Source organism: Wolbachia endosymbiont of Rhagoletis indifferens (assembly GCF_048537595.1).
Taxonomy (GTDB): Bacteria; Pseudomonadota; Alphaproteobacteria; order Rickettsiales; family Anaplasmataceae; genus Wolbachia.
Genome location: NZ_CP175923.1, coordinates 791647 through 808136, shown reverse-complemented (window position 1 = coordinate 808136; position 16490 = coordinate 791647). Strand labels below are relative to the sequence as shown.

At 34.6% G+C, this 16490-nt stretch carries 23 protein-coding genes; 13 read left to right on the top strand and 10 right to left on the bottom strand.

Translation table 11 applies throughout. The features are described from left to right. Positions 1-3: 3 nt before the first annotated feature. On the bottom strand, positions 4-576 hold the full coding sequence (locus ACJZL1_RS04200; protein ID WP_419247043.1) for a thioredoxin family protein: 573 nt from the start codon (positions 574-576) through the stop codon (positions 4-6). 108 nt (positions 577-684) lie between these two features. On the opposite strand from ACJZL1_RS04200, the gene tmk reads away from it, so the two are divergent. Genes tmk through ACJZL1_RS04185 form a run of 3 tightly spaced genes read left to right on the top strand, consistent with a single transcriptional unit; the run spans position 685 to position 1585 of the window. After that, on the top strand, positions 685-1275 hold the full coding sequence (gene tmk / locus ACJZL1_RS04195; RefSeq protein ID WP_265034877.1) for a dTMP kinase: 591 nt from the start codon (positions 685-687) through the stop codon (positions 1273-1275). 23 nt (positions 1276-1298) lie between these two features. After that, on the top strand, positions 1299-1451 hold the full coding sequence (locus tag ACJZL1_RS04190; RefSeq protein ID WP_419247042.1) for a hypothetical protein: 153 nt from the start codon (positions 1299-1301) through the stop codon (positions 1449-1451). Further along, the gene (locus tag ACJZL1_RS04185) at positions 1448-1585 is read left to right on the top strand and encodes a hypothetical protein (RefSeq protein WP_419247041.1); all 138 of its coding nucleotides are present in this window, start codon (positions 1448-1450) and stop codon (positions 1583-1585) included. The genes ACJZL1_RS04190 and ACJZL1_RS04185 overlap by 4 nt, the downstream gene beginning before the upstream one ends. 142 nt (positions 1586-1727) lie before the next feature. On the opposite strand, the gene ACJZL1_RS04180 is transcribed toward ACJZL1_RS04185, so the two are convergent. The 4 genes from ACJZL1_RS04180 to tilS all read right to left on the bottom strand — a co-directional run bounded on the left by ACJZL1_RS04180 (position 1728) and on the right by tilS (position 5874). After that, entirely contained in the window at positions 1728-1859 is a 132-nt protein-coding gene (locus ACJZL1_RS04180; RefSeq protein ID WP_419247040.1) for a hypothetical protein, read from the bottom strand. Then, positions 1804-2049 carry a hypothetical protein gene (locus tag ACJZL1_RS04175; RefSeq protein WP_419247039.1) on the bottom strand — a complete coding sequence of 82 codons (246 nt, stop codon included), beginning with the start codon at positions 2047-2049 and terminating at the stop codon, positions 1804-1806. Before ACJZL1_RS04175 ends, ACJZL1_RS04180 begins: the two co-directional genes overlap by 56 nt. Before the next feature lie 687 nt (positions 2050-2736). Further along, positions 2737-4569, bottom strand: coding sequence for an ATP-dependent zinc metalloprotease FtsH (gene ftsH, locus ACJZL1_RS04170; protein WP_265034881.1), 1833 nt, complete (start codon positions 4567-4569; stop codon positions 2737-2739). A gap of 12 nt (positions 4570-4581) precedes the next feature. Further along, the gene (tilS, locus tag ACJZL1_RS04165; RefSeq protein WP_341818357.1) at positions 4582-5874 is read right to left on the bottom strand and encodes a tRNA lysidine(34) synthetase TilS; all 1293 of its coding nucleotides are present in this window, start codon (positions 5872-5874) and stop codon (positions 4582-4584) included. Between the two features lies 1 nt (position 5875). Here tilS and ACJZL1_RS04160 point away from each other — a divergent pair, with 1 nt between their 5' ends. Beyond that, complete coding sequence (locus ACJZL1_RS04160; RefSeq protein ID WP_265034885.1) at positions 5876-6022, top strand: hypothetical protein; 147 nt, start codon at positions 5876-5878, stop codon at positions 6020-6022. Between the two features lie 21 nt (positions 6023-6043). Here ACJZL1_RS04160 and ACJZL1_RS04155 read toward each other — a convergent pair whose 3' ends face one another. Further along, positions 6044-6523 (bottom strand): OmpA family protein, encoded by a 480-nt coding sequence (locus ACJZL1_RS04155; protein ID WP_265026544.1) that lies wholly within the window; start codon positions 6521-6523, stop codon positions 6044-6046. 277 nt (positions 6524-6800) lie between these two features. Here ACJZL1_RS04155 and ACJZL1_RS04150 point away from each other — a divergent pair, with 277 nt between their 5' ends. Both ACJZL1_RS04150 and ACJZL1_RS04145 read left to right on the top strand, forming a co-directional pair. Further along, on the top strand, positions 6801-8219 hold the full coding sequence (locus ACJZL1_RS04150) for a carboxypeptidase (protein WP_419247038.1): 1419 nt from the start codon (positions 6801-6803) through the stop codon (positions 8217-8219). Between the two features lie 21 nt (positions 8220-8240). Then, entirely contained in the window at positions 8241-9317 is a 1077-nt protein-coding gene (locus tag ACJZL1_RS04145; protein WP_265034887.1) for a rod shape-determining protein, read from the top strand. Here ACJZL1_RS04145 and ACJZL1_RS04140 read toward each other — a convergent pair. Further along, on the bottom strand, positions 9314-9490 hold the full coding sequence (locus ACJZL1_RS04140) for a hypothetical protein (protein ID WP_265034888.1): 177 nt from the start codon (positions 9488-9490) through the stop codon (positions 9314-9316). The two genes, ACJZL1_RS04145 and ACJZL1_RS04140, sit on opposite strands and share 4 nt — an antisense overlap. A 72-nt stretch (positions 9491-9562) precedes the next feature. Between ACJZL1_RS04140 and mnmA the strand changes: the two genes are divergently transcribed. Together mnmA and ACJZL1_RS04130 are read left to right on the top strand one after the other, a co-directional pair. Continuing rightward, positions 9563-10666 (top strand): tRNA 2-thiouridine(34) synthase MnmA, encoded by a 1104-nt coding sequence (mnmA, locus tag ACJZL1_RS04135; protein ID WP_265026547.1) that lies wholly within the window; start codon positions 9563-9565, stop codon positions 10664-10666. Between the two features lie 699 nt (positions 10667-11365). Further along, the gene (locus tag ACJZL1_RS04130; RefSeq protein WP_264735368.1) at positions 11366-12322 is read left to right on the top strand and encodes an IS5 family transposase; all 957 of its coding nucleotides are present in this window, start codon (positions 11366-11368) and stop codon (positions 12320-12322) included. Here ACJZL1_RS04130 and ACJZL1_RS04125 read toward each other — a convergent pair. Next, complete coding sequence (locus tag ACJZL1_RS04125) at positions 12265-12441, bottom strand: hypothetical protein (protein WP_419247037.1); 177 nt, start codon at positions 12439-12441, stop codon at positions 12265-12267. The genes ACJZL1_RS04130 and ACJZL1_RS04125 overlap by 58 nt on opposite strands. Before the next feature lie 45 nt (positions 12442-12486). Between ACJZL1_RS04125 and ACJZL1_RS04120 the strand changes: the two genes are divergently transcribed. After that, entirely contained in the window at positions 12487-12609 is a 123-nt protein-coding gene (locus tag ACJZL1_RS04120) for a hypothetical protein (protein WP_419247036.1), read from the top strand. A 142-nt stretch (positions 12610-12751) separates the two neighbouring features. On the opposite strand, the gene ACJZL1_RS04115 is transcribed toward ACJZL1_RS04120, so the two are convergent. Continuing rightward, positions 12752-12883 (bottom strand): hypothetical protein, encoded by a 132-nt coding sequence (locus tag ACJZL1_RS04115; protein WP_419247035.1) that lies wholly within the window; start codon positions 12881-12883, stop codon positions 12752-12754. A gap of 304 nt (positions 12884-13187) precedes the next feature. Here ACJZL1_RS04115 and ACJZL1_RS04110 point away from each other — a divergent pair, with 304 nt between their 5' ends. From ACJZL1_RS04110 to ACJZL1_RS04095, 4 genes are all read left to right on the top strand, one after another. Continuing rightward, entirely contained in the window at positions 13188-14420 is a 1233-nt protein-coding gene (locus tag ACJZL1_RS04110; RefSeq protein ID WP_419247034.1) for a WD1261 family protein, read from the top strand. Positions 14421-14479: 59 nt separating this feature from the next. Beyond that, the gene (ppa, locus tag ACJZL1_RS04105) at positions 14480-14986 is read left to right on the top strand and encodes an inorganic diphosphatase (RefSeq protein WP_151807542.1); all 507 of its coding nucleotides are present in this window, start codon (positions 14480-14482) and stop codon (positions 14984-14986) included. Positions 14987-15061: 75 nt separating this feature from the next. Next, positions 15062-15208: a hypothetical protein gene (locus tag ACJZL1_RS04100; RefSeq protein WP_419247033.1), complete on the top strand. Its 147-nt coding sequence runs from the start codon at positions 15062-15064 to the stop codon at positions 15206-15208. Between the two features lie 149 nt (positions 15209-15357). Further along, positions 15358-16314, top strand: coding sequence for an IS5 family transposase (locus tag ACJZL1_RS04095; RefSeq protein ID WP_264735368.1), 957 nt, complete (start codon positions 15358-15360; stop codon positions 16312-16314). Here ACJZL1_RS04095 and ACJZL1_RS04090 read toward each other — a convergent pair. After that, the gene (locus ACJZL1_RS04090; RefSeq protein WP_419247032.1) at positions 16257-16490 is read right to left on the bottom strand and encodes a hypothetical protein; all 234 of its coding nucleotides are present in this window, start codon (positions 16488-16490) and stop codon (positions 16257-16259) included. The genes ACJZL1_RS04095 and ACJZL1_RS04090 overlap by 58 nt on opposite strands.

Below are 16490 nucleotides of genomic sequence, written 5' to 3'. Positions count from 1 at the left end.
TATTTAACCTGTAGAATTAGACCATTTAATTGAGCAGCCAATACTTGATTTTTGGTCAATTGGAGAATTACCAGTTTCTGCAATAAATTTCATAGCTTGAAATAAGTCACTACTTCCTACTTCATAGCTTTGAATTTTTTCTTTTTTTGTGTCGTTAAAACGTCCACGATAGCAAAGATTTAAATTGGAATTAAAGCCAAAAAAGTCAGGAGTGCAAACAGCCCCGTATTCTTTAGCTATTTTCTGTGTGCTATCAATTAAATATGGAAATGTAAACTTATTTTCCTTGGCAAAATTAATCATATTTTCAAAGGAATCTTCTGGATATTCATTTACATCATTTGGCATTATTGCAATGGTGTTTACCTGATAATCTTTTTTCAATTGATCAACATCGCTTACCAAATTGCTAATAATTGACTGAACGTAAGGACAGTGATTGCATATAAACATTACAATAAGACCATTTTTTCCACAACAGTCACTTAATGTATAGTATTTATTGTCTACTCCCAAAAGATTAAAATCTTTTGCAGTAAAACTAAAATCGACTTTAGGAGTATTCAGAGCAACCATAGACTATTATTATACCATATGTAATTTACGGTCTTATTATTTAAATGTCAAACGGTTTCTATGTATACTGTTTGCATATTCTTTTTTAGTATTATAATTATAAAACTTATGTTCATAACTTTCGAAGGAATAGACGGCTCTGGTAAAACAACACAATCTAAGCTACTTGCAAATCATTTTAAGCAAATTCAAGGCGAAAATAACGTAGTATTGACTCGAGAACCAGGTGGCACTGATTTTGCAGAAAAGATAAGAGGAGTGTTGTTAACAAATAATATTGATCCTATTTCTGAACTCTTGCTACTTATCTCGATGAGGCGCGAACATATGAAAAAATTAATATTACCAGCTCTTGCAGAAGGAAAAATAGTGATTTGTGATCGGTTTATTGATTCAACTATTGCATACCAAGGATATGGGTTTGGAGTTGACTTAGGGCTAATAAGGGACTTACATAAGCTAGTGAAAATTAAATATCCAGATATTACATTCATTCTAGATATTGATGTTAAAGTTGGGTTAAATAGAGCAAAAGACAAGAATAAATATGAAGAAATGGATGTTAATTTTTACAATAAGGTCAGAAAAGGGTTTCAGGAAATAGCCATAGAAGAGCCCGTTAGGTGCAGTGTTATCACTGAAATTGAAGCTAAAGACAACAATCAAGTATATAGTGAAATTATTAGACTTCTTGCATAACCTAAATTAAAAGGCAATTATTTTTGGCGTTTTTTGTAACAGCTGATAATTGTGATTTAAGTCCGTCAGGAAAGGGTCTCCGTTCCTGTCATTCCAGCATCCTCTCCCTGTCATCCCAGCACCTTCTTCTGTCATCCCAGTGCGTGACACTGGTTTACTTTATGATGATGTCATGAAAGTAGCTTTCCATCCAAAAGGGTGTCATCCCAGTGCCCAGACACTGGGATGGCTTTGTTGCATCGCTAGCTATGATGGATTAAAGATAAAAAAGATGGGGAATATCAGTAGCTTATTATTCTGGTATTTATAACAAGAACGGTCAGTGAATACCTAAATTTGAGTAAAAGAAATTTCACTACCACTCACTAATCCGGCTAAAATTCAAGAATTTCAATGCTTTAGCTATTTTCAATAGAATTAAATTTATTAATGTAAATAATAAATTACTATTCTTAAATTTGATCAGATTGATTGCAAAAAAACAAGATTTTCAATAGGTTGCTTATAATCCTAACTATAGTTAGCCTTTCATAAGTAGCGATGCAACAAAGCCCACTGGGATCCAGGAAAAAGAATGGTGTCATGCAAGTAGCTGACACTGGTCTCCATCCAAAAGGGTGTCATCCAAGTAGCTTGACTACTTGGATCCAGGAAACTTAATTGCAAGTAATGCATTGGGTTTGGTGAGTATGGGTTTTGCGTTATAGAATGAAGCACTTTTTGTGAATTTGTAAAGAAAACTGGATCCAAGTAGTCAGGGCACTGGGATGACATCATCCTTTTTTTTGGATTCCAGACTGGAATGACAGCAGTCCTACGTCATACCGCCGCGAACCGTCATACCGCGATTCATTCGCGGTATCTCGGCAATAGATCCCGCTAACAAGCAGCGGGATGACGGTTGTCGTTTAGCCATAAACATTAAGAAATTTACCAAATGAAAAAAAAGGCAAAAGAAGCCCTGGTCATTGTCTATTTTCAGTATTGGCGTTTTTTAAGTCTTAAACACTGCAATTTAGCTGCTTTTAAATGCAACTCACCTTAGTTTAAATGTTTAAGAAATTTACTAAGCAGAAAAAAAGGCAAAGAATCCCCGAGTTAGCTAGTCTTTTACTATCTTTGTCGAGTATTGGCATTTTTTGATGTCTTGTAACGCTTTATAAGCGCGTTCAGCTTATTTAGATAAAAATCTAGATGTAGATGAAGTTTTGTAAAGACATACAGTATCTATATACTGCAAAAAATTGAACATAAGACGCCGATACATTAAGTAATCCTTACCTTTTAATCTGCAGATTGGCGAAAGCAAATACAATAGCTTCAGTTTCATGATAAGGGGGCTGGCGAAGGGTGTCAAGTAATTTTAGCTCCGTTTCTGTGGGTCAGATAGCTACCTGATGACACCATTGGTCAATTACTGCAACTAAAAACTTTCATTTTAACAGTTAAACAAGGCCAAATTTAATAGAGAGAGGATTTTTTTATTTTCTCATTCTTCTCATTTTCCTCTCTAACAATTTTTTTTCCATTTAATATGTCCTTTATTTCATCTCCTGTTAAAGTTTCAAACTCCAGTAGATTTTCAGCAATGAGATCTAAGCCTTTCTTATGCTTGGTCAAAATCTCTTTTGCTTTTTCATAGCAAGAAGACACAACTTCCTTCACTTCTTCATCTATAAGTTTTAACGTATCTTCAGAAATTATGTCAGAACCATGTATGGTTTGTTCGCGATTGTGATAGATCGGGCCTATTTTGTCGCTCATTCCCCATTTTGTTACCATAGAACGTGATAAATCTGATGCTAATTTTATATCTGAAGATGCACCGCTTGTAACTTTATCGTAGCCAAAAATTAGCTCTTCTGCCACACGTCCACCCATTGCAACAGTTATATCTGCTAGCATCTTTTCTCTTGTGAGGGACACTCTATCTGTCTCTGGTAGTCTCATAACTAAACCGAGTGCCCTACCGCGTGGAATAATTGTTGCCTTGTGTATAGGATCAGAAGCAGACATATTAACAGCAATCATTGCATGACCAGCTTCATGGTATGCAGTCAGTCTCTTTTCCTCTTCTGTCATAATGAGAGATCGCCTTTCTACGCCCATCATCACTTTATCACGTGCATATTCAAAATCATCCATGGTAACAATCTTCTTGTTTCTTCTTGCAGCGATAAGTGCAGATTCGTTCACTAAATTTGCTAAATCAGCTCCAGAAAAGCCTGGTGTTCCTCTTGCAACTGTTCTCACATTTACATCGGGAGCCATTGATATTTTCTTTATATGCGTATTTAATATCTTTTCACGCCCATTTATATCGGGTAAAGAAATAGTAACCTGTCGGTCAAAACGACCAGGTCTAAGCAGTGCTGGATCTAAAACGTCTGGGCGGTTAGTTGCAGCGATTATTATCACACCTTCATTAGACTCAAAGCCATCCATCTCAACTAATAACTGATTTAATGTTTGCTCTCTTTCGTCGTTGCCGCCACCAAGACCAATGCCACGATGTCTACCCACCGCATCTATTTCATCTATGAAAATTATGCAAGGAGCATTTTTCTTGCCTTGATCAAACATATCACGAACACGACTTGCACCAACACCCACAAACATTTCAACAAAATCAGATCCGGAAATGCTAAAGAATGGCACATTAGCTTCACCTGCAATTGCACGAGCAAGTAAAGTTTTACCAGTTCCAGGAGAGCCAATTAAAAGGCACCCTTTTGGTATTTTTCCACCTAATATTTGAAATTTTTGCCTTTGTTTAAGGAAATCAACGATCTCTACCAGCTCTTCTTTTGCTTCATCAATTCCGGCAACATCATCAAATGTTACTTTTTTTCCACTAGTCATGAGTCTAGCCCTTGACTTGCCAAAGCTTATAGTTCTGTTGCCTCCCGCTTGTGTTTGTTTAAGAAAGAATAGCAAAAAGCCAATAAAGATAAATGTTGGGACCCATGAGATAAGTAATCCACCAATTACGTTCATGGCAGAATCTCCAGTTGAAAAGGAGAATCTCACTTTTCTATCATGTAAATTTTTTATTAGGTCGCTATATATAACACCGCTTGAGTTGAAACTTGAACCATCCCTGAACTTGCCTTCAATGCTCTGATTTTTTATGACAATATTTTCTACATCATTGTCTTCTAGTCTAGTTAAAAATTCCGAAAAAGGTATAATTGTTTTACTTTTACCTACATTTCCGCTGAACTGAATATAAGCAACTGAAATAAGAACAATAATTACTAACCAGATCAATAAGCCTTCTAAAAATTTTTTCATTTCTATTTTTAACTAAATACCCATCAAGCTTACCAAATTTTGTTTTATCGTGCTATCAATAATGCATTGAACCTTATCGTCATTGGTATTTTTTCCGTTATAATTTACATCAGGATAAGCAAGCACCTTTCCATCTTTTAGCACTACAGGCAAAGAATAGAAAACTTCAGGGCAGCAGTTGTAATCCTTCAGAAATTCAGGAACTTTTTGTGTTTTTTTTAATGGAGCGATAATAACTGAACACTCTTGATTTCCGAGTATTGTGCAGCTAAATCTGTTATCCCATTCAATAGGTTCATTTAAAGGTAGGTTTACGGTAATTTCTTGTATCCTTGACGATTCTCTAATTATTAAGATATTTTCTCCATATTTTCTTATTTTGCACCCAGAAAGTGTACAGTTAACATTACTATCCTTTTGCAATATTTTATTAAATATTACGATAAGACTGTTGTACCTTGGTTTATAATGTTTACTGGCAATTGCCATTATAGAGTAAAGAAGAAGCCTCAAGGCTATTTCCTCTGGTAATTGATAAAATTCACTTAGTTTAATTTCAATATAACCAAGATCATGAACATTAACACAGTCATTAAATGCAAGGCATGTGTAGTGCATCAACGCTTTTGCAGCTCTTTTCATATGAAGGGCTGTGAGGCATATTCGCTCTGTTAAAATCTCTTGATTGTTACTTGCTTTAAGTAAGTTACGGTATAAAGTTCGCCTGTATTTTAGGTTATAGTTGCTTCTATCTTCGATCCATTTTAACTGGTGAAGCTTAGCGTACTTTTCTATTTCACTACGACTAAAATTTAACAATGGCCTAAATATATAAATACCATTTAGGAAAGACTTGTAGTCCATTGATGATAATCCATCTACGCCGCTACCTCGCTCTAATCTTAATAAGAACGTTTCTGCTTGATCATCTTTGTGATGAGCGACGAGCAAACATTTAACATTATTGTTTTTACACCACTCTACTAGTAATTTATACCGTGCTTTTCGTGCCTGTAACTGAATATTGCCTTTAATATTTTGCTTCTCCCAGTTTAATATGAACGATTCCTTTGCTCCAAGTTCTTTTGCATAACTTACAACAAAATCAGCTTCTTTTTGAGACTCTGAACGTAACCCATGATTTACTGTTAATGCTATAGGAAGTGAAAGCTTGTTTTTTTTTGCCCAGTTATTCATTAAGTGCAGTAAGACTATACTATCTACACCACCTGATACTGCAACTGCAATTTGATTATGGAAAGCAAAGCTATTAGCTATATTTTGAAATAATAACTCTAATTCCATTATGTCTCTTGATGGCCAGATAGTCTCTACGTCATACAGCGACTTATTTGTGGTATATATAGATCCCGCTAACAAGCAACAAAATATGACAAGTTTGTCCTTTTTTGTCCACCCCAGTGCCCTTTCTTTATGTCATCCCAGTGCTTGACACTGGGATCCAGGTTTTAATCTATTTCTTTATTCCAGAAAATGAAAATTCCACTCTACGATTTTTAGCATGCTCTTTTTCATATTTAGAATTTCTAGAATCATCTTTTACATTAACCAAAGGCTCAGTTTCACCCTTAGAAGCAGTTTTTATTCTGTTTTCTATGTATGGTGTACAACTAACCATAAATTTTTTAGCTGCATCTGCCCTTTTAGCGCCTAGCGCAAGATTATATTCATGAGAACCACGGTTGTCAGTATGACCAGTTAAAATAACCTTCGCGTCAGGGTTATCTTGTAACACCTCCATTACGTCAAGTAATGCATCTGCACTTACTTCAGTAACACTAGATTCATCATAACCAAAGAAAACTCTTTTATCACCTATCTGCTTAACAACAGAATTCATTTTATTTGTTGTATTTGCTCCTTTTTTTGGGCAAGAACTTACACCAGTAAGTAGTAAACAAAAACAGCACATTATAACCAGTCTACTCCACATTACTAAACCTCCATAAATTTTAAATAGTGCGTAACTTTAATTTCAGTAGCTAATAATCTCTCCATATTGTAATATAGTCAAGAGAAATAAAGTACTAAATACTTTTTCTACAACCTTACAATTAATTTTCTTATAATATGCTGGACTCTGAGTAGAAAAATCCAATAAAGGAATAAGAAGTACAATTTTTTATTGTACTTTAAGCAAATATACTTTTAACTTTATTATTAATCTATTACGATATTAAATAGATGTTTTCTAAAATAATGAACAAATTATGAAATCTTATAAGTTTTTAGAGGAAGTATTATATAGGGTAAAGAATATCGAAAATACGCTAAAAGTACTAAACCAAAGCCAATTAAATATAGAGGACAAAGTTGAACAAATGAGTCTTCTAGAAGAAATCAGACATGAAATTATCTCTCATGACGCAATAAAGGAATCATTAGCAGATGCTCTTGGTAACAAAAAAAGTGCAAATACTCAGCAGCTAAAGTTAATAGAGAGAATACATAAAAGCAACAGTGCTGTTCCTATTGATTTAGCAAAGTCTTTATCCAAAGCTAAGGTTGAATGCCAAAATTTATGGAAGCTATCTCATTCTGAAACCAGTAACTTAGAAAAACTAAAAGAACGTTTTACTGATTTAATCACACTCATTCGCGAAGTAGCTTCTATAAAATCGCAGCAATTAAAATGCTCAAAATACGACTCACTGCTTGCTGACTATGACTCTGATATCACAGAAAAGAATATAAGGGAAGTATTCCCCAAGGTAGGCAAATTTTTTAGCGAAAATGTGGATAAAATAATTGAAAAGCAGAAAAAGGATAAGGTTACTAATATACAAAAAGTTGCTACTCAGAAGCAGATTGAACTTGGCTCGTTATGTTTACAGCAAATGGGTATTGCACTAAATGAGATTCGTACTTCTTATTACTACCCTATAGATTATGATGAATCTGATTTTTGTTATGGTTTATTTTCACTTTTACGGCATAGTGGTTATGCAATTTATCAAAAATGTTTAGCGCAAAATTCTATAAGTAGCCCAATTACGAGACATGTTATGTATGAAACTCAAGGGTTATTTATGGAAAGGATGATTGGAACATCCAGAGAATTTATTGAGTTCATTCAACCACACATAAAAGAGAAATTTGCTATAAAAGGCAAAACTAATAGCAGTGTTGAAAATTTGCACTTGGTTTTCAATGAAATAAACCTTTCCTCTTCTTTAAAGAACGCAGATGAATTTAGTTTATTGGCTCACATTATGCTAAGAACCAAGTTAGAACAAGATCTAATAAATGGTACGTTAGAAATCAAAGATCTGCATGATGCATGGCTTGAAGGTATGAAGCATTATAAAATTCCAGTAAAAGCTAAAAATGAGCTGGACACTTATTTTCAAGATGAATATTGGGCAAGCGGTGTTATGGGCTACTTTCCTATAAAAATTATTGCTTTAATTGCTGCTGTGCAGATTTTCTCTTGCGTTAAAAAGAATCATTACGAATCATTAAGTGCTATAATAAAAGGAGATTTTAGTTTACTTATCAGTTGGTTATCTCAAAATGTATACAGTGCAAAGTATAGCCTTTTGGAACTGCTAAAAAAAGTAACAGGTGAGGGTTTAGACGTTGAGTGTGTTACTTACTACTTATCTGAAAAGTATAATTTATCTCAATAAAATGGTTTTCTTGAGTTATGTATGAATTTTGTTCGAAAATTGACCGGAAAGTTTTATAGCCTTTTTACTTTCAAAGGTTTGTTTGCTAGCGATATTGCCATAGACCTTGGTACTGCAAACACTTTAGTTTATCAGAAAAATCAGGGAATAGTGCTTGATGAGCCTTCAGTTGTAGCAAGAATAAAAGAAAAAGGAAGCTACGTTCCTTATGCTTTTGGTAAAAAAGCTAAAATGATGCTTGGAAAAACGCCTGGAGAGATAGAGGCGATAAGGCCCTTAAAAGATGGAGTCATTGCTGATTTTAAAAGTGCGGAAGAAATGCTAAAATATTTCATACGCAGTGCAAACACAAAATTCACTGTTAATAAACCTAATATTATCATATGCGTTCCATCTGGATCCACGCCAGTTGAAAGGCGTGCTATACAAGATGCAGCAGAAAGTGCTGGTGCAAATGAAGTGTTTTTAATTGAAGAACCAATGGCTGCAGCGATCGGAGCTGGGCTCCCGGTTACTGAACCTGAAGGTTCTATGATTGTTGATATAGGAGGCGGTACAACTGAAGTTGCAATTATTTCTTTAGGCGGAATTGTTTATTCACGTTCTGCCAGAGTAGGTGGCGATATTATGGATGAAGCAATAAAATCGTATATTCGTGAAAATCATAAGTTATTAATCGGTGAAACAACTGCTGAAAAAATTAAGAAAAGCATAGGTTCAGCCAGTCTGCCAGGTGAAAATAACAAAGAGGGAATGATAATTAAAGGCAGGGATTTAGTGAGTGGCATGCCAAAAGAAATGCTTTTATCAGAATATCAAGTTGCAGAAAGTTTAATAGAGCCTGTGCATCAGATAATTTCTGCTATTAAAACAGCATTGGAGAGCACTCCCCCCGAACTTTCTTCTGATATAGTCGATAGAGGAATAGTTTTATCCGGTGGTGGTGGATTATTACGTAATCTAGGTAAAGTTATCAGTGAAACAACAAAATTACCGGTTCGTGTTGCAGATGACCCACTTTGTTGTGTTGCCTTGGGTAGTGGAAAAGTGCTTGAAAACATGGACTACTTCAGTCATGTTTTATTTAAGCAAGATTAATCACGATTTTGGTTGTTGAAATTTTTCAATTTTAAGGTTCTCAAGAAATATTTCTTATTGTGGAATTGTGCATAAATTGCACTAACTCTTTCAATTTTCATATTGTCCTGTACAATATCTATAGCTAGAGTAATTAGATTTACCTGCAATTTGATAAGCGTAAAACTCGTCATTCCGCTACTTGTTAGCGCCGCGGCGGTATGACGTAGGGCTGTGCTAGCTATATTTAATAAACTCGGATAACCATGCTAAAAGAATTTGAAATTGAACCTTTGTTAAAAGATAAAGCTCCACACCAAACCAAGGCTATTGTTGCAATGTCCGGGGGAGTTGATAGCTCCGTTGCTGCAGCACTGCTATATAACTTTGGGTACCAGGTGATAGGTGTGACTCTTCAACTCTATGGCACCGATGGTGCAAGAAAAGGTGCATGTTGTGCTGGACAGGATATTTATGACGCTAAGCGCGTGGCTGAAAGTGTTGGCTTTCCTCACTATATTTTAAACTATGAGGAAATATTCAAAAAGGAAGTAATAGAGGATTTTGCAAGTACCTATATGCGTGGGGAAACTCCCATACCATGCGTGAGATGTAACCAAACGGTAAAATTTCGTGATCTATTGCAAGTTACAAAAAATCTTGGTGCGGATGTACTCGTAACAGGACATTACGTGAGAAGGTTAGAAAAAAATGGTGAGGTAAAGTTGTGCAGAAGCATTGATAAAAGTAAAGATCAAAGTTATTTTTTGTTTGCAACTACTGAGGAGCAGTTAAAGCTTTTGCGATTTCCACTAGGTGGGTTCTATAAAAGTGATATAAGAAAATTAGCAAAATATTTCAGTTTACAAATTTCTGAAAAGCCGGACAGTCAAGATATATGCTTTGTTTCCGAAAGCTATAGTAAAACAATAGCTAAATTAGCTCCACAATCTGTACAGAAAGGAAAAATTGTGGATGTGAATGGAAAAGTGCTAGGTGAGCATAGTGGCATAGTGAATTTTACAGTAGGGCAAAGAAAAGGCTTAGGTGTTGGGTACAGTGAACCTCTTTACGTGATAAAAATTAATACAGAAAATAATGAGGTTATAGTAGGTCCGATCAACGCATTAATGCAAAAAAAAATATTGATCAAAGAGTTAAATTGGTTAGAACAACCAAAGGAAGGTATGGAAGTAACTGTGAAGCTGAGATCATCACATGCTGGAAGTTTAGCAACAATACATTCAACTGACGAAAAAAATAAAGCCTGTGTCATTTTAAACGACGATTACTTTGGCGTCAGTCCAGGTCAAGCCTGTGTAGCGTATAAAGATGAGCAAGTAATTGGCGGCGGATGGATATGCTCTTAACTAAAAGCTTTAATGCAGAGTGTAAACATACAATAGACTTCTTGCATAACCATATAACATTGGGAATAGAAACGAAAAAACTTCCTTGACAAGCTTTGCCAGCCCCCTTATCATGAAACTGAAGCTATTGTATTTGCTTTCGCCAATCTGCAGATTAAAAGGTAAGGATTACTTAATGTATCGGCGTCTTATGTTCAATTTTTTGCAGTATATAGATACTGTATGTCTTTACAAAACTTCATCTACATCTAGATTTTTATCTAAATAAGCTGAACGCGCTTATAAAGCGTTACAAGACATCAAAAAATGCCAATACTCGACAGAGATAGTAAAAGACTAGCTAACTCGGGGATTCTTTGTCTTTTTTTCTGCTTAGTAAATTTCTTAAACATTTGCAGCGTAGGTTAGTTGCAATTAAAAGCAGCTGAATTTCGCTTGTCAAGCGTTTAAAACATAAAAAACGCCAATATTTTAAAGCGGATAATAACCCCAGGGCTTCTTTTGCCTTTTTTTTCGTTTGGTAAATTTCTTAATATTTATAGCTAACATGAAGCTAAGTGCAAACTTTGTTAAACACAACAAATGATGTCATCCCAGTGCCCAGACACTGGGATGGCTTTGTTGCATAGCAACCGAAAAAATCTGGTGGCTACTGACAAAATTCATTATAAATAACCATTTAACTGTTGAAGAAAAAATATGCCACAGAAAATGAAAGTCAGTAACCAAAACGAATATAACAAATTCCTTGAAAAAAGGGGAAATATTTTTCGTTACATCGATGAAGCTATCGAAAATTGGTATGAAAATAGTCCAAAAATGCAGGGCGGCAACTATATTTACAGTGATAAAGTCGTAATTTTGGTGCATATAATTGTCAATCTTTTTAGAATTGGTTTAAGACAAACGGTGGGGTTTATAAAAGGATATCTGCAACAAATAGGAAAAAATTTGGCAGTTATCAGCTATTCACAAGCATCAAGAAGGTTTAAAAAACTTAATATTAAGATAAATGATTGCAGGGTTGATAAAAGCAACATGGAAAATATTGAAATTATCATAGATAGCACAAGTATCAGCATTTACAGTAACACTCCTGGCCACAGTAAGGAAAACAGTGCAGATAGAAAGTACCGAAGCTACGAGCAAGTAAGAAAGTTACATGTTATGTTAAGTGTGAATAGTAAAAAAGCTATAGCTGCAAGATACAGTAATGGCGTCTACTCTGACCACTATGGAGCTTGCGATTTGCTTGAAGAAGTTAATTTTCAGCACAAAATAAAAGCATTATATGCAGATAGGGCATACGATAGGCACAAACTTTATAAATTGTGTAAGAAATACGATATAAAGACAAAAGTTCTACCAAAAAAGGATGCAGCAGAACATTCAAAAATAGATTATATGTCTGACAGAAATGCTGCTATTAGGTTAATAAAATTATATGGACAAGATGGTGTAAAAGAGTGGAAAAAGGAAGCAATTTATGGAAAGAGATCTTACATAGAAGGATTTTTCTCAAGGTTGAAGCAAGTATTTGGATTTAGCTTTAGGAATAAATCTGAAGTAAATCGTGAAAAAGAATTACTAATTAAGTGCTATTTGCTCAACAAATTCACTGATATTGGTATGGCTAAATTTGAAATCATTACATAAATTTGTCGTAAACCATCACTGCTTAAGGTGCTATGCAACAAAGCCCACTGGGATCCAGAAGACTTAATTTCAACCAAATAATAAAGGCTAGATCCCAGTGTCACGCACTGGGATGACACCTCTGGACACTGGGATGACAGAAGAAGGAGGCGCTGCCGTCTTGGATGAAAAGGCTGGATCCCAGTGGGCTTTGTTGCATCGCTACTTATGAAAGGCTAACTATAGTTAGGATTATAAGCAACCTATTGAAAATCTTGTTTTTTTGCAATCAATCTGATCAAATTTAAGAATAGTAATTTATTATTTATATTAATAAACTTAATTCTATTGAAAATAGCTAAAGCATTGAAATTCTTGAATTTTAGCCGGATTAGTGAGTGGTAGTGAAATTTCTTTTACTCAAATTTAGGTATTCACTGACCGTTCTTGTTATAAATACCAGAATAATAAGCTACTGATATTCTCCATCTTTTTTATCTTTAATCCATCATAGCTAGCGATGCAACAAAGCCATCCCAGTGTCAAGCTACTCGGATGACAGGAGAAGGAGGCTACTTTCATGACACCATTCTTTTTCCTGGATCCCAGTGGGCTTTGTTGCATCGCTATTCTTTTTCCTGGATTCCAGACTGGAATGACACCATCATAAAGTGAAACTAGATTCCACCTTCACGCACTGGGATGACAGCTAGCCTGATAACCGTCATCCCGCTACGTGTTAGCGGGATCTAGAGATACCGCGGCGGTATAGCTATACCTTTTTCTACTTAGTTTGGGTTATGCAAGAAGTCTAATAACATTTATTGCTATTTTATCCTATATCGTTTATACTATAAAGATAATTATTATATTGCAGGTTTGAGGGATGGTTAAGGAAATTGAAGAACTAATAAAAATTGTTGGTAAGGGTAATTTATTAGAGACTTTGTTTATTTTTTTAGGTGGCTTTCAACATGCTGACTTAGATCGTAGTATGGACCGCAGAAATCATTTTGGTTTGTCTGCATTCATTAAAAAAGAGGGGGAGCCATTAGATGAATATTTTAACTTAAAGTTTAGTCTACAAGGGCTGTTTTTAATTTATGCTCAAGCTTATAAGATACTTAGTGAAAACAATAACCTGAATACTAAAGATGTCATAGATAAAATATATGAAGTTATTAAAGGGTCTGAGTTAAATAGAGATATAAATGAAGTAGTAGATGGAAGTAAATTAGATTTACTTAACATCTTAGCAAGTCCAAAGAGAGAACCAATATTTAAAACAGAAGAAGATTTTGAAAATAAAGTACTCATTGGTCTTAGAAAGTTACTAAGTGAAGGAAATACATTAAACAAATATGACAGAGAATTTGCATTAAATAAGTGCGTTATCAGCAGCTATTATTCCATTTATGACATAAAAGCAGATAAAGATATAGCATTGTTCTTTTCTTTGGGTGGTCACTATAAAGAACTTTCGTCATCTAACAAAACAGTAAAAAGAGAAGTATTAGAGATATGTGAGAATCAGTTAATAGAGAGCTATATAATGTTCTTGGCTGGCAAACTACACATGATCGGATTATCAAGTAGAGATGGAACCATCAAATATACAATCAACCATGAGAATGTGGATCGACAAGAGAAAGAATTAAAAATGGATGGATTAATATATCCTGTAAATACAAAAAACACCCTAGAGCAACTGTTAAAAAACCAAAATAGTGATGAATTTGAACAATTAGTAACGAGCCCTAAAAATATATACTACTCAGTGCCACAAGAAGAGAATAAATGTAGGCCAAATTTCATTGTCAGCAAGAAAAAAGAAAAAGACCATAAAAACACAGTCTGTAAACTTATTTTAGGTGTGTTTGTATTATCTGTTGGGTTATATGTTGCTGATTATTTCCTTATGGAGCAAAAATTATTTAATCCAATAAAAAGTGTTTTGCCACAAGATAACCTTACTAACCTGATAGTTGGTGCGGTGCTTACTATTGTAATAGTATATGCTTTATTTCAATTATCACAGAAACCACCACTTTCAACAGTCAATAAGATGACGAATGAAAATTTGAACAGCTCCATGCAAAACAAGCTTAGAACTACATAAATGTAGCAACTTAAAAGCACATATTGTATAATGCTTATTCTTAAGTTAAGAGGTAATTTATGGATTTAAGTAAAATAACAGCGGGACCAAATGCGGTGAATGTGGTAATTGAAATAAGTGCAAATGCTGAGCCTGTAAAGTATGAATTTAATAAAGAGCTTGGGTTGTTACAAGTTGACAGATTTTTATCTACCTCAATGACTTATCCTTGCAATTATGGGTTTATACCAAATACCTGCGCAGGTGATGGTGATCCTGTGGATGTTTTGGTGCTAACTCAATTTCCCTTAGCATCTAGTGTTTTAATATCGGTGCGTCCAATAGGCGCATTACTCACTAAAGATGAAAAAGGAGAAGATGAGAAAATATTAGCTGTGCCTGTTTCCAGTGTTGATAGCTATTATGACAATATAAAGGACTATTCTGACTTATCTAAAAGCCTACTAGATAAAATTACTCATTTCTTTTCTCATTATAAAGATCTAGAAAAGGGAAAAACAGTAGCAGTTGGAGAATGGGTTGGTGTAGAAGAAGCAAAGAAAATTATTGAAAAAAGCAGAAATTAGTTTTTATTGATTTATAGCTAAAGCGGCTTAGGTTTGCCTACAATTTGAAAAACAACAAATTCGTCATTCCGCTACTTGTTAGCGGAATCTATGCTGAGATACCGCGCACAACTGTACGAACATTCATTCTTGAAGGTAAACTGCACAGCAAATGGTGTCATTCCAGTGCTTGACACTGGAATCCAGCCTTGCCGTAATCTCATCAAGAACGTTGTGTTTTAACACAAGATCAGCCACTTTTATGCTTACCAACTTAGTGCCCAATCAAAATTCCTGGATCCCAGTGGGCTTTGTTGCATAGCAACCGAAAAAATCTGGTGGCTACTGACAAAATTCATTATAAATAACCATTTAACTGTTGAAGAAAAAATATGCCACAAAAAATGAAAGTCAGTAACCAAAACGAATATAACAAATTCCTTGAAAAAAGGGGAAATATTTTTCGTTACATCGATGAAGCTATCGAAAATTGGTATGAAAATAGTCCAAAAATGCAGGGCGGCAACTATATTTACAGTGATAAAGTCGTAATTTTGGTGCATATAATTGTCAATCTTTTTAGAATTGGTTTAAGACAAACGGTGGGGTTTATAAAAGGATATCTGCAACAAATAGGAAAAAATTTGGCAGTTATCAGCTATTCACAAGCATCAAGAAGGTTTAAAAAACTTAATATTAAGATAAATGATTGCAGGGTTGATAAAAGCAACATGGAAAATATTGAAATTATCATAGATAGCACAAGTATCAGCATTTACAGTAACACTCCTGGCCACAGTAAGGAAAACAGTGCAGATAGAAAGTACCGAAGCTACGAGCAAGTAAGAAAGTTACATGTTATGTTAAGTGTGAATAGTAAAAAAGCTATAGCTGCAAGATACAGTAATGGCGTCTACTCTGACCACTATGGAGCTTGCGATTTGCTTGAAGAAGTTAATTTTCAGCACAAAATAAAAGCATTATATGCAGATAGGGCATACGATAGGCACAAACTTTATAAATTGTGTAAGAAATACGATATAAAGACAAAAGTTCTACCAAAAAAGGATGCAGCAGAACATTCAAAAATAGATTATATGTCTGACAGAAATGCTGCTATTAGGTTAATAAAATTATATGGACAAGATGGTGTAAAAGAGTGGAAAAAGGAAGCAATTTATGGAAAGAGATCTTACATAGAAGGATTTTTCTCAAGGTTGAAGCAAGTATTTGGATTTAGCTTTAGGAATAAATCTGAAGTAAATCGTGAAAAAGAATTACTAATTAAGTGCTATTTGCTCAACAAATTCACTGATATTGGTATGGCTAAATTTGAAATCATTACATAAATTTGTCGTAAACCATCACTGCTTAAGGTGCTATGCAACAAAGCCATCCCAGTGTCTGGGCACTGGGATGACATTCTTCTGGTAGGCTCAAATTGTAATGTTTGTACAGTTGTGGAATGAATTGCGGTATGACGTAGGGAAACCTTTCTTGGGTTAGCTATAGATTTTTGTACCAC

Excerpts from the sequence above, each read along its gene's own strand:
- ACJZL1_RS04110 (WP_419247034.1), top strand. The coding sequence starts at position 13,188 with ATGGTTAAGGAAATTGAAGAACTAATAAAAATTGTTGGTAAGGGTAAT.
- ACJZL1_RS04180 (WP_419247040.1), bottom strand. The coding sequence starts at position 1,859 with ATGACACCATTCTTTTTCCTGGATCCCAGTGGGCTTTGTTGCATCGCT.
- ACJZL1_RS04150 (WP_419247038.1), top strand. The coding sequence starts at position 6,801 with ATGAAATCTTATAAGTTTTTAGAGGAAGTATTATATAGGGTAAAGAAT.
- ACJZL1_RS04185 (WP_419247041.1), top strand. The coding sequence starts at position 1,448 with ATGAAAGTAGCTTTCCATCCAAAAGGGTGTCATCCCAGTGCCCAGACA.
- ACJZL1_RS04160 (WP_265034885.1), top strand. The coding sequence starts at position 5,876 with ATGTCTCTTGATGGCCAGATAGTCTCTACGTCATACAGCGACTTATTT.
- ACJZL1_RS04130 (WP_264735368.1), top strand. The coding sequence starts at position 11,366 with ATGCCACAGAAAATGAAAGTCAGTAACCAAAACGAATATAACAAATTC.
- ACJZL1_RS04175 (WP_419247039.1), bottom strand. The coding sequence starts at position 2,049 with ATGTCATCCCAGTGCCCTGACTACTTGGATCCAGTTTTCTTTACAAAT.
- ACJZL1_RS04140 (WP_265034888.1), bottom strand. The coding sequence starts at position 9,490 with ATGACGAGTTTTACGCTTATCAAATTGCAGGTAAATCTAATTACTCTA.
- ACJZL1_RS04145 (WP_265034887.1), top strand. The coding sequence starts at position 8,241 with ATGAATTTTGTTCGAAAATTGACCGGAAAGTTTTATAGCCTTTTTACT.
- ACJZL1_RS04120 (WP_419247036.1), top strand. The coding sequence starts at position 12,487 with ATGAAAAGGCTGGATCCCAGTGGGCTTTGTTGCATCGCTACTTATGAA.
- ftsH (WP_265034881.1), bottom strand. The coding sequence starts at position 4,569 with ATGAAAAAATTTTTAGAAGGCTTATTGATCTGGTTAGTAATTATTGTT.
- ACJZL1_RS04115 (WP_419247035.1), bottom strand. The coding sequence starts at position 12,883 with ATGAAAGTAGCCTCCTTCTCCTGTCATCCGAGTAGCTTGACACTGGGA.
- mnmA (WP_265026547.1), top strand. The coding sequence starts at position 9,563 with ATGCTAAAAGAATTTGAAATTGAACCTTTGTTAAAAGATAAAGCTCCA.
- ACJZL1_RS04200 (WP_419247043.1), bottom strand. The coding sequence starts at position 576 with ATGGTTGCTCTGAATACTCCTAAAGTCGATTTTAGTTTTACTGCAAAA.
- ppa (WP_151807542.1), top strand. The coding sequence starts at position 14,480 with ATGGATTTAAGTAAAATAACAGCGGGACCAAATGCGGTGAATGTGGTA.
- tmk (WP_265034877.1), top strand. The coding sequence starts at position 685 with ATGTTCATAACTTTCGAAGGAATAGACGGCTCTGGTAAAACAACACAA.
- ACJZL1_RS04095 (WP_264735368.1), top strand. The coding sequence starts at position 15,358 with ATGCCACAAAAAATGAAAGTCAGTAACCAAAACGAATATAACAAATTC.
- tilS (WP_341818357.1), bottom strand. The coding sequence starts at position 5,874 with ATGGAATTAGAGTTATTATTTCAAAATATAGCTAATAGCTTTGCTTTC.
- ACJZL1_RS04155 (WP_265026544.1), bottom strand. The coding sequence starts at position 6,523 with ATGTGGAGTAGACTGGTTATAATGTGCTGTTTTTGTTTACTACTTACT.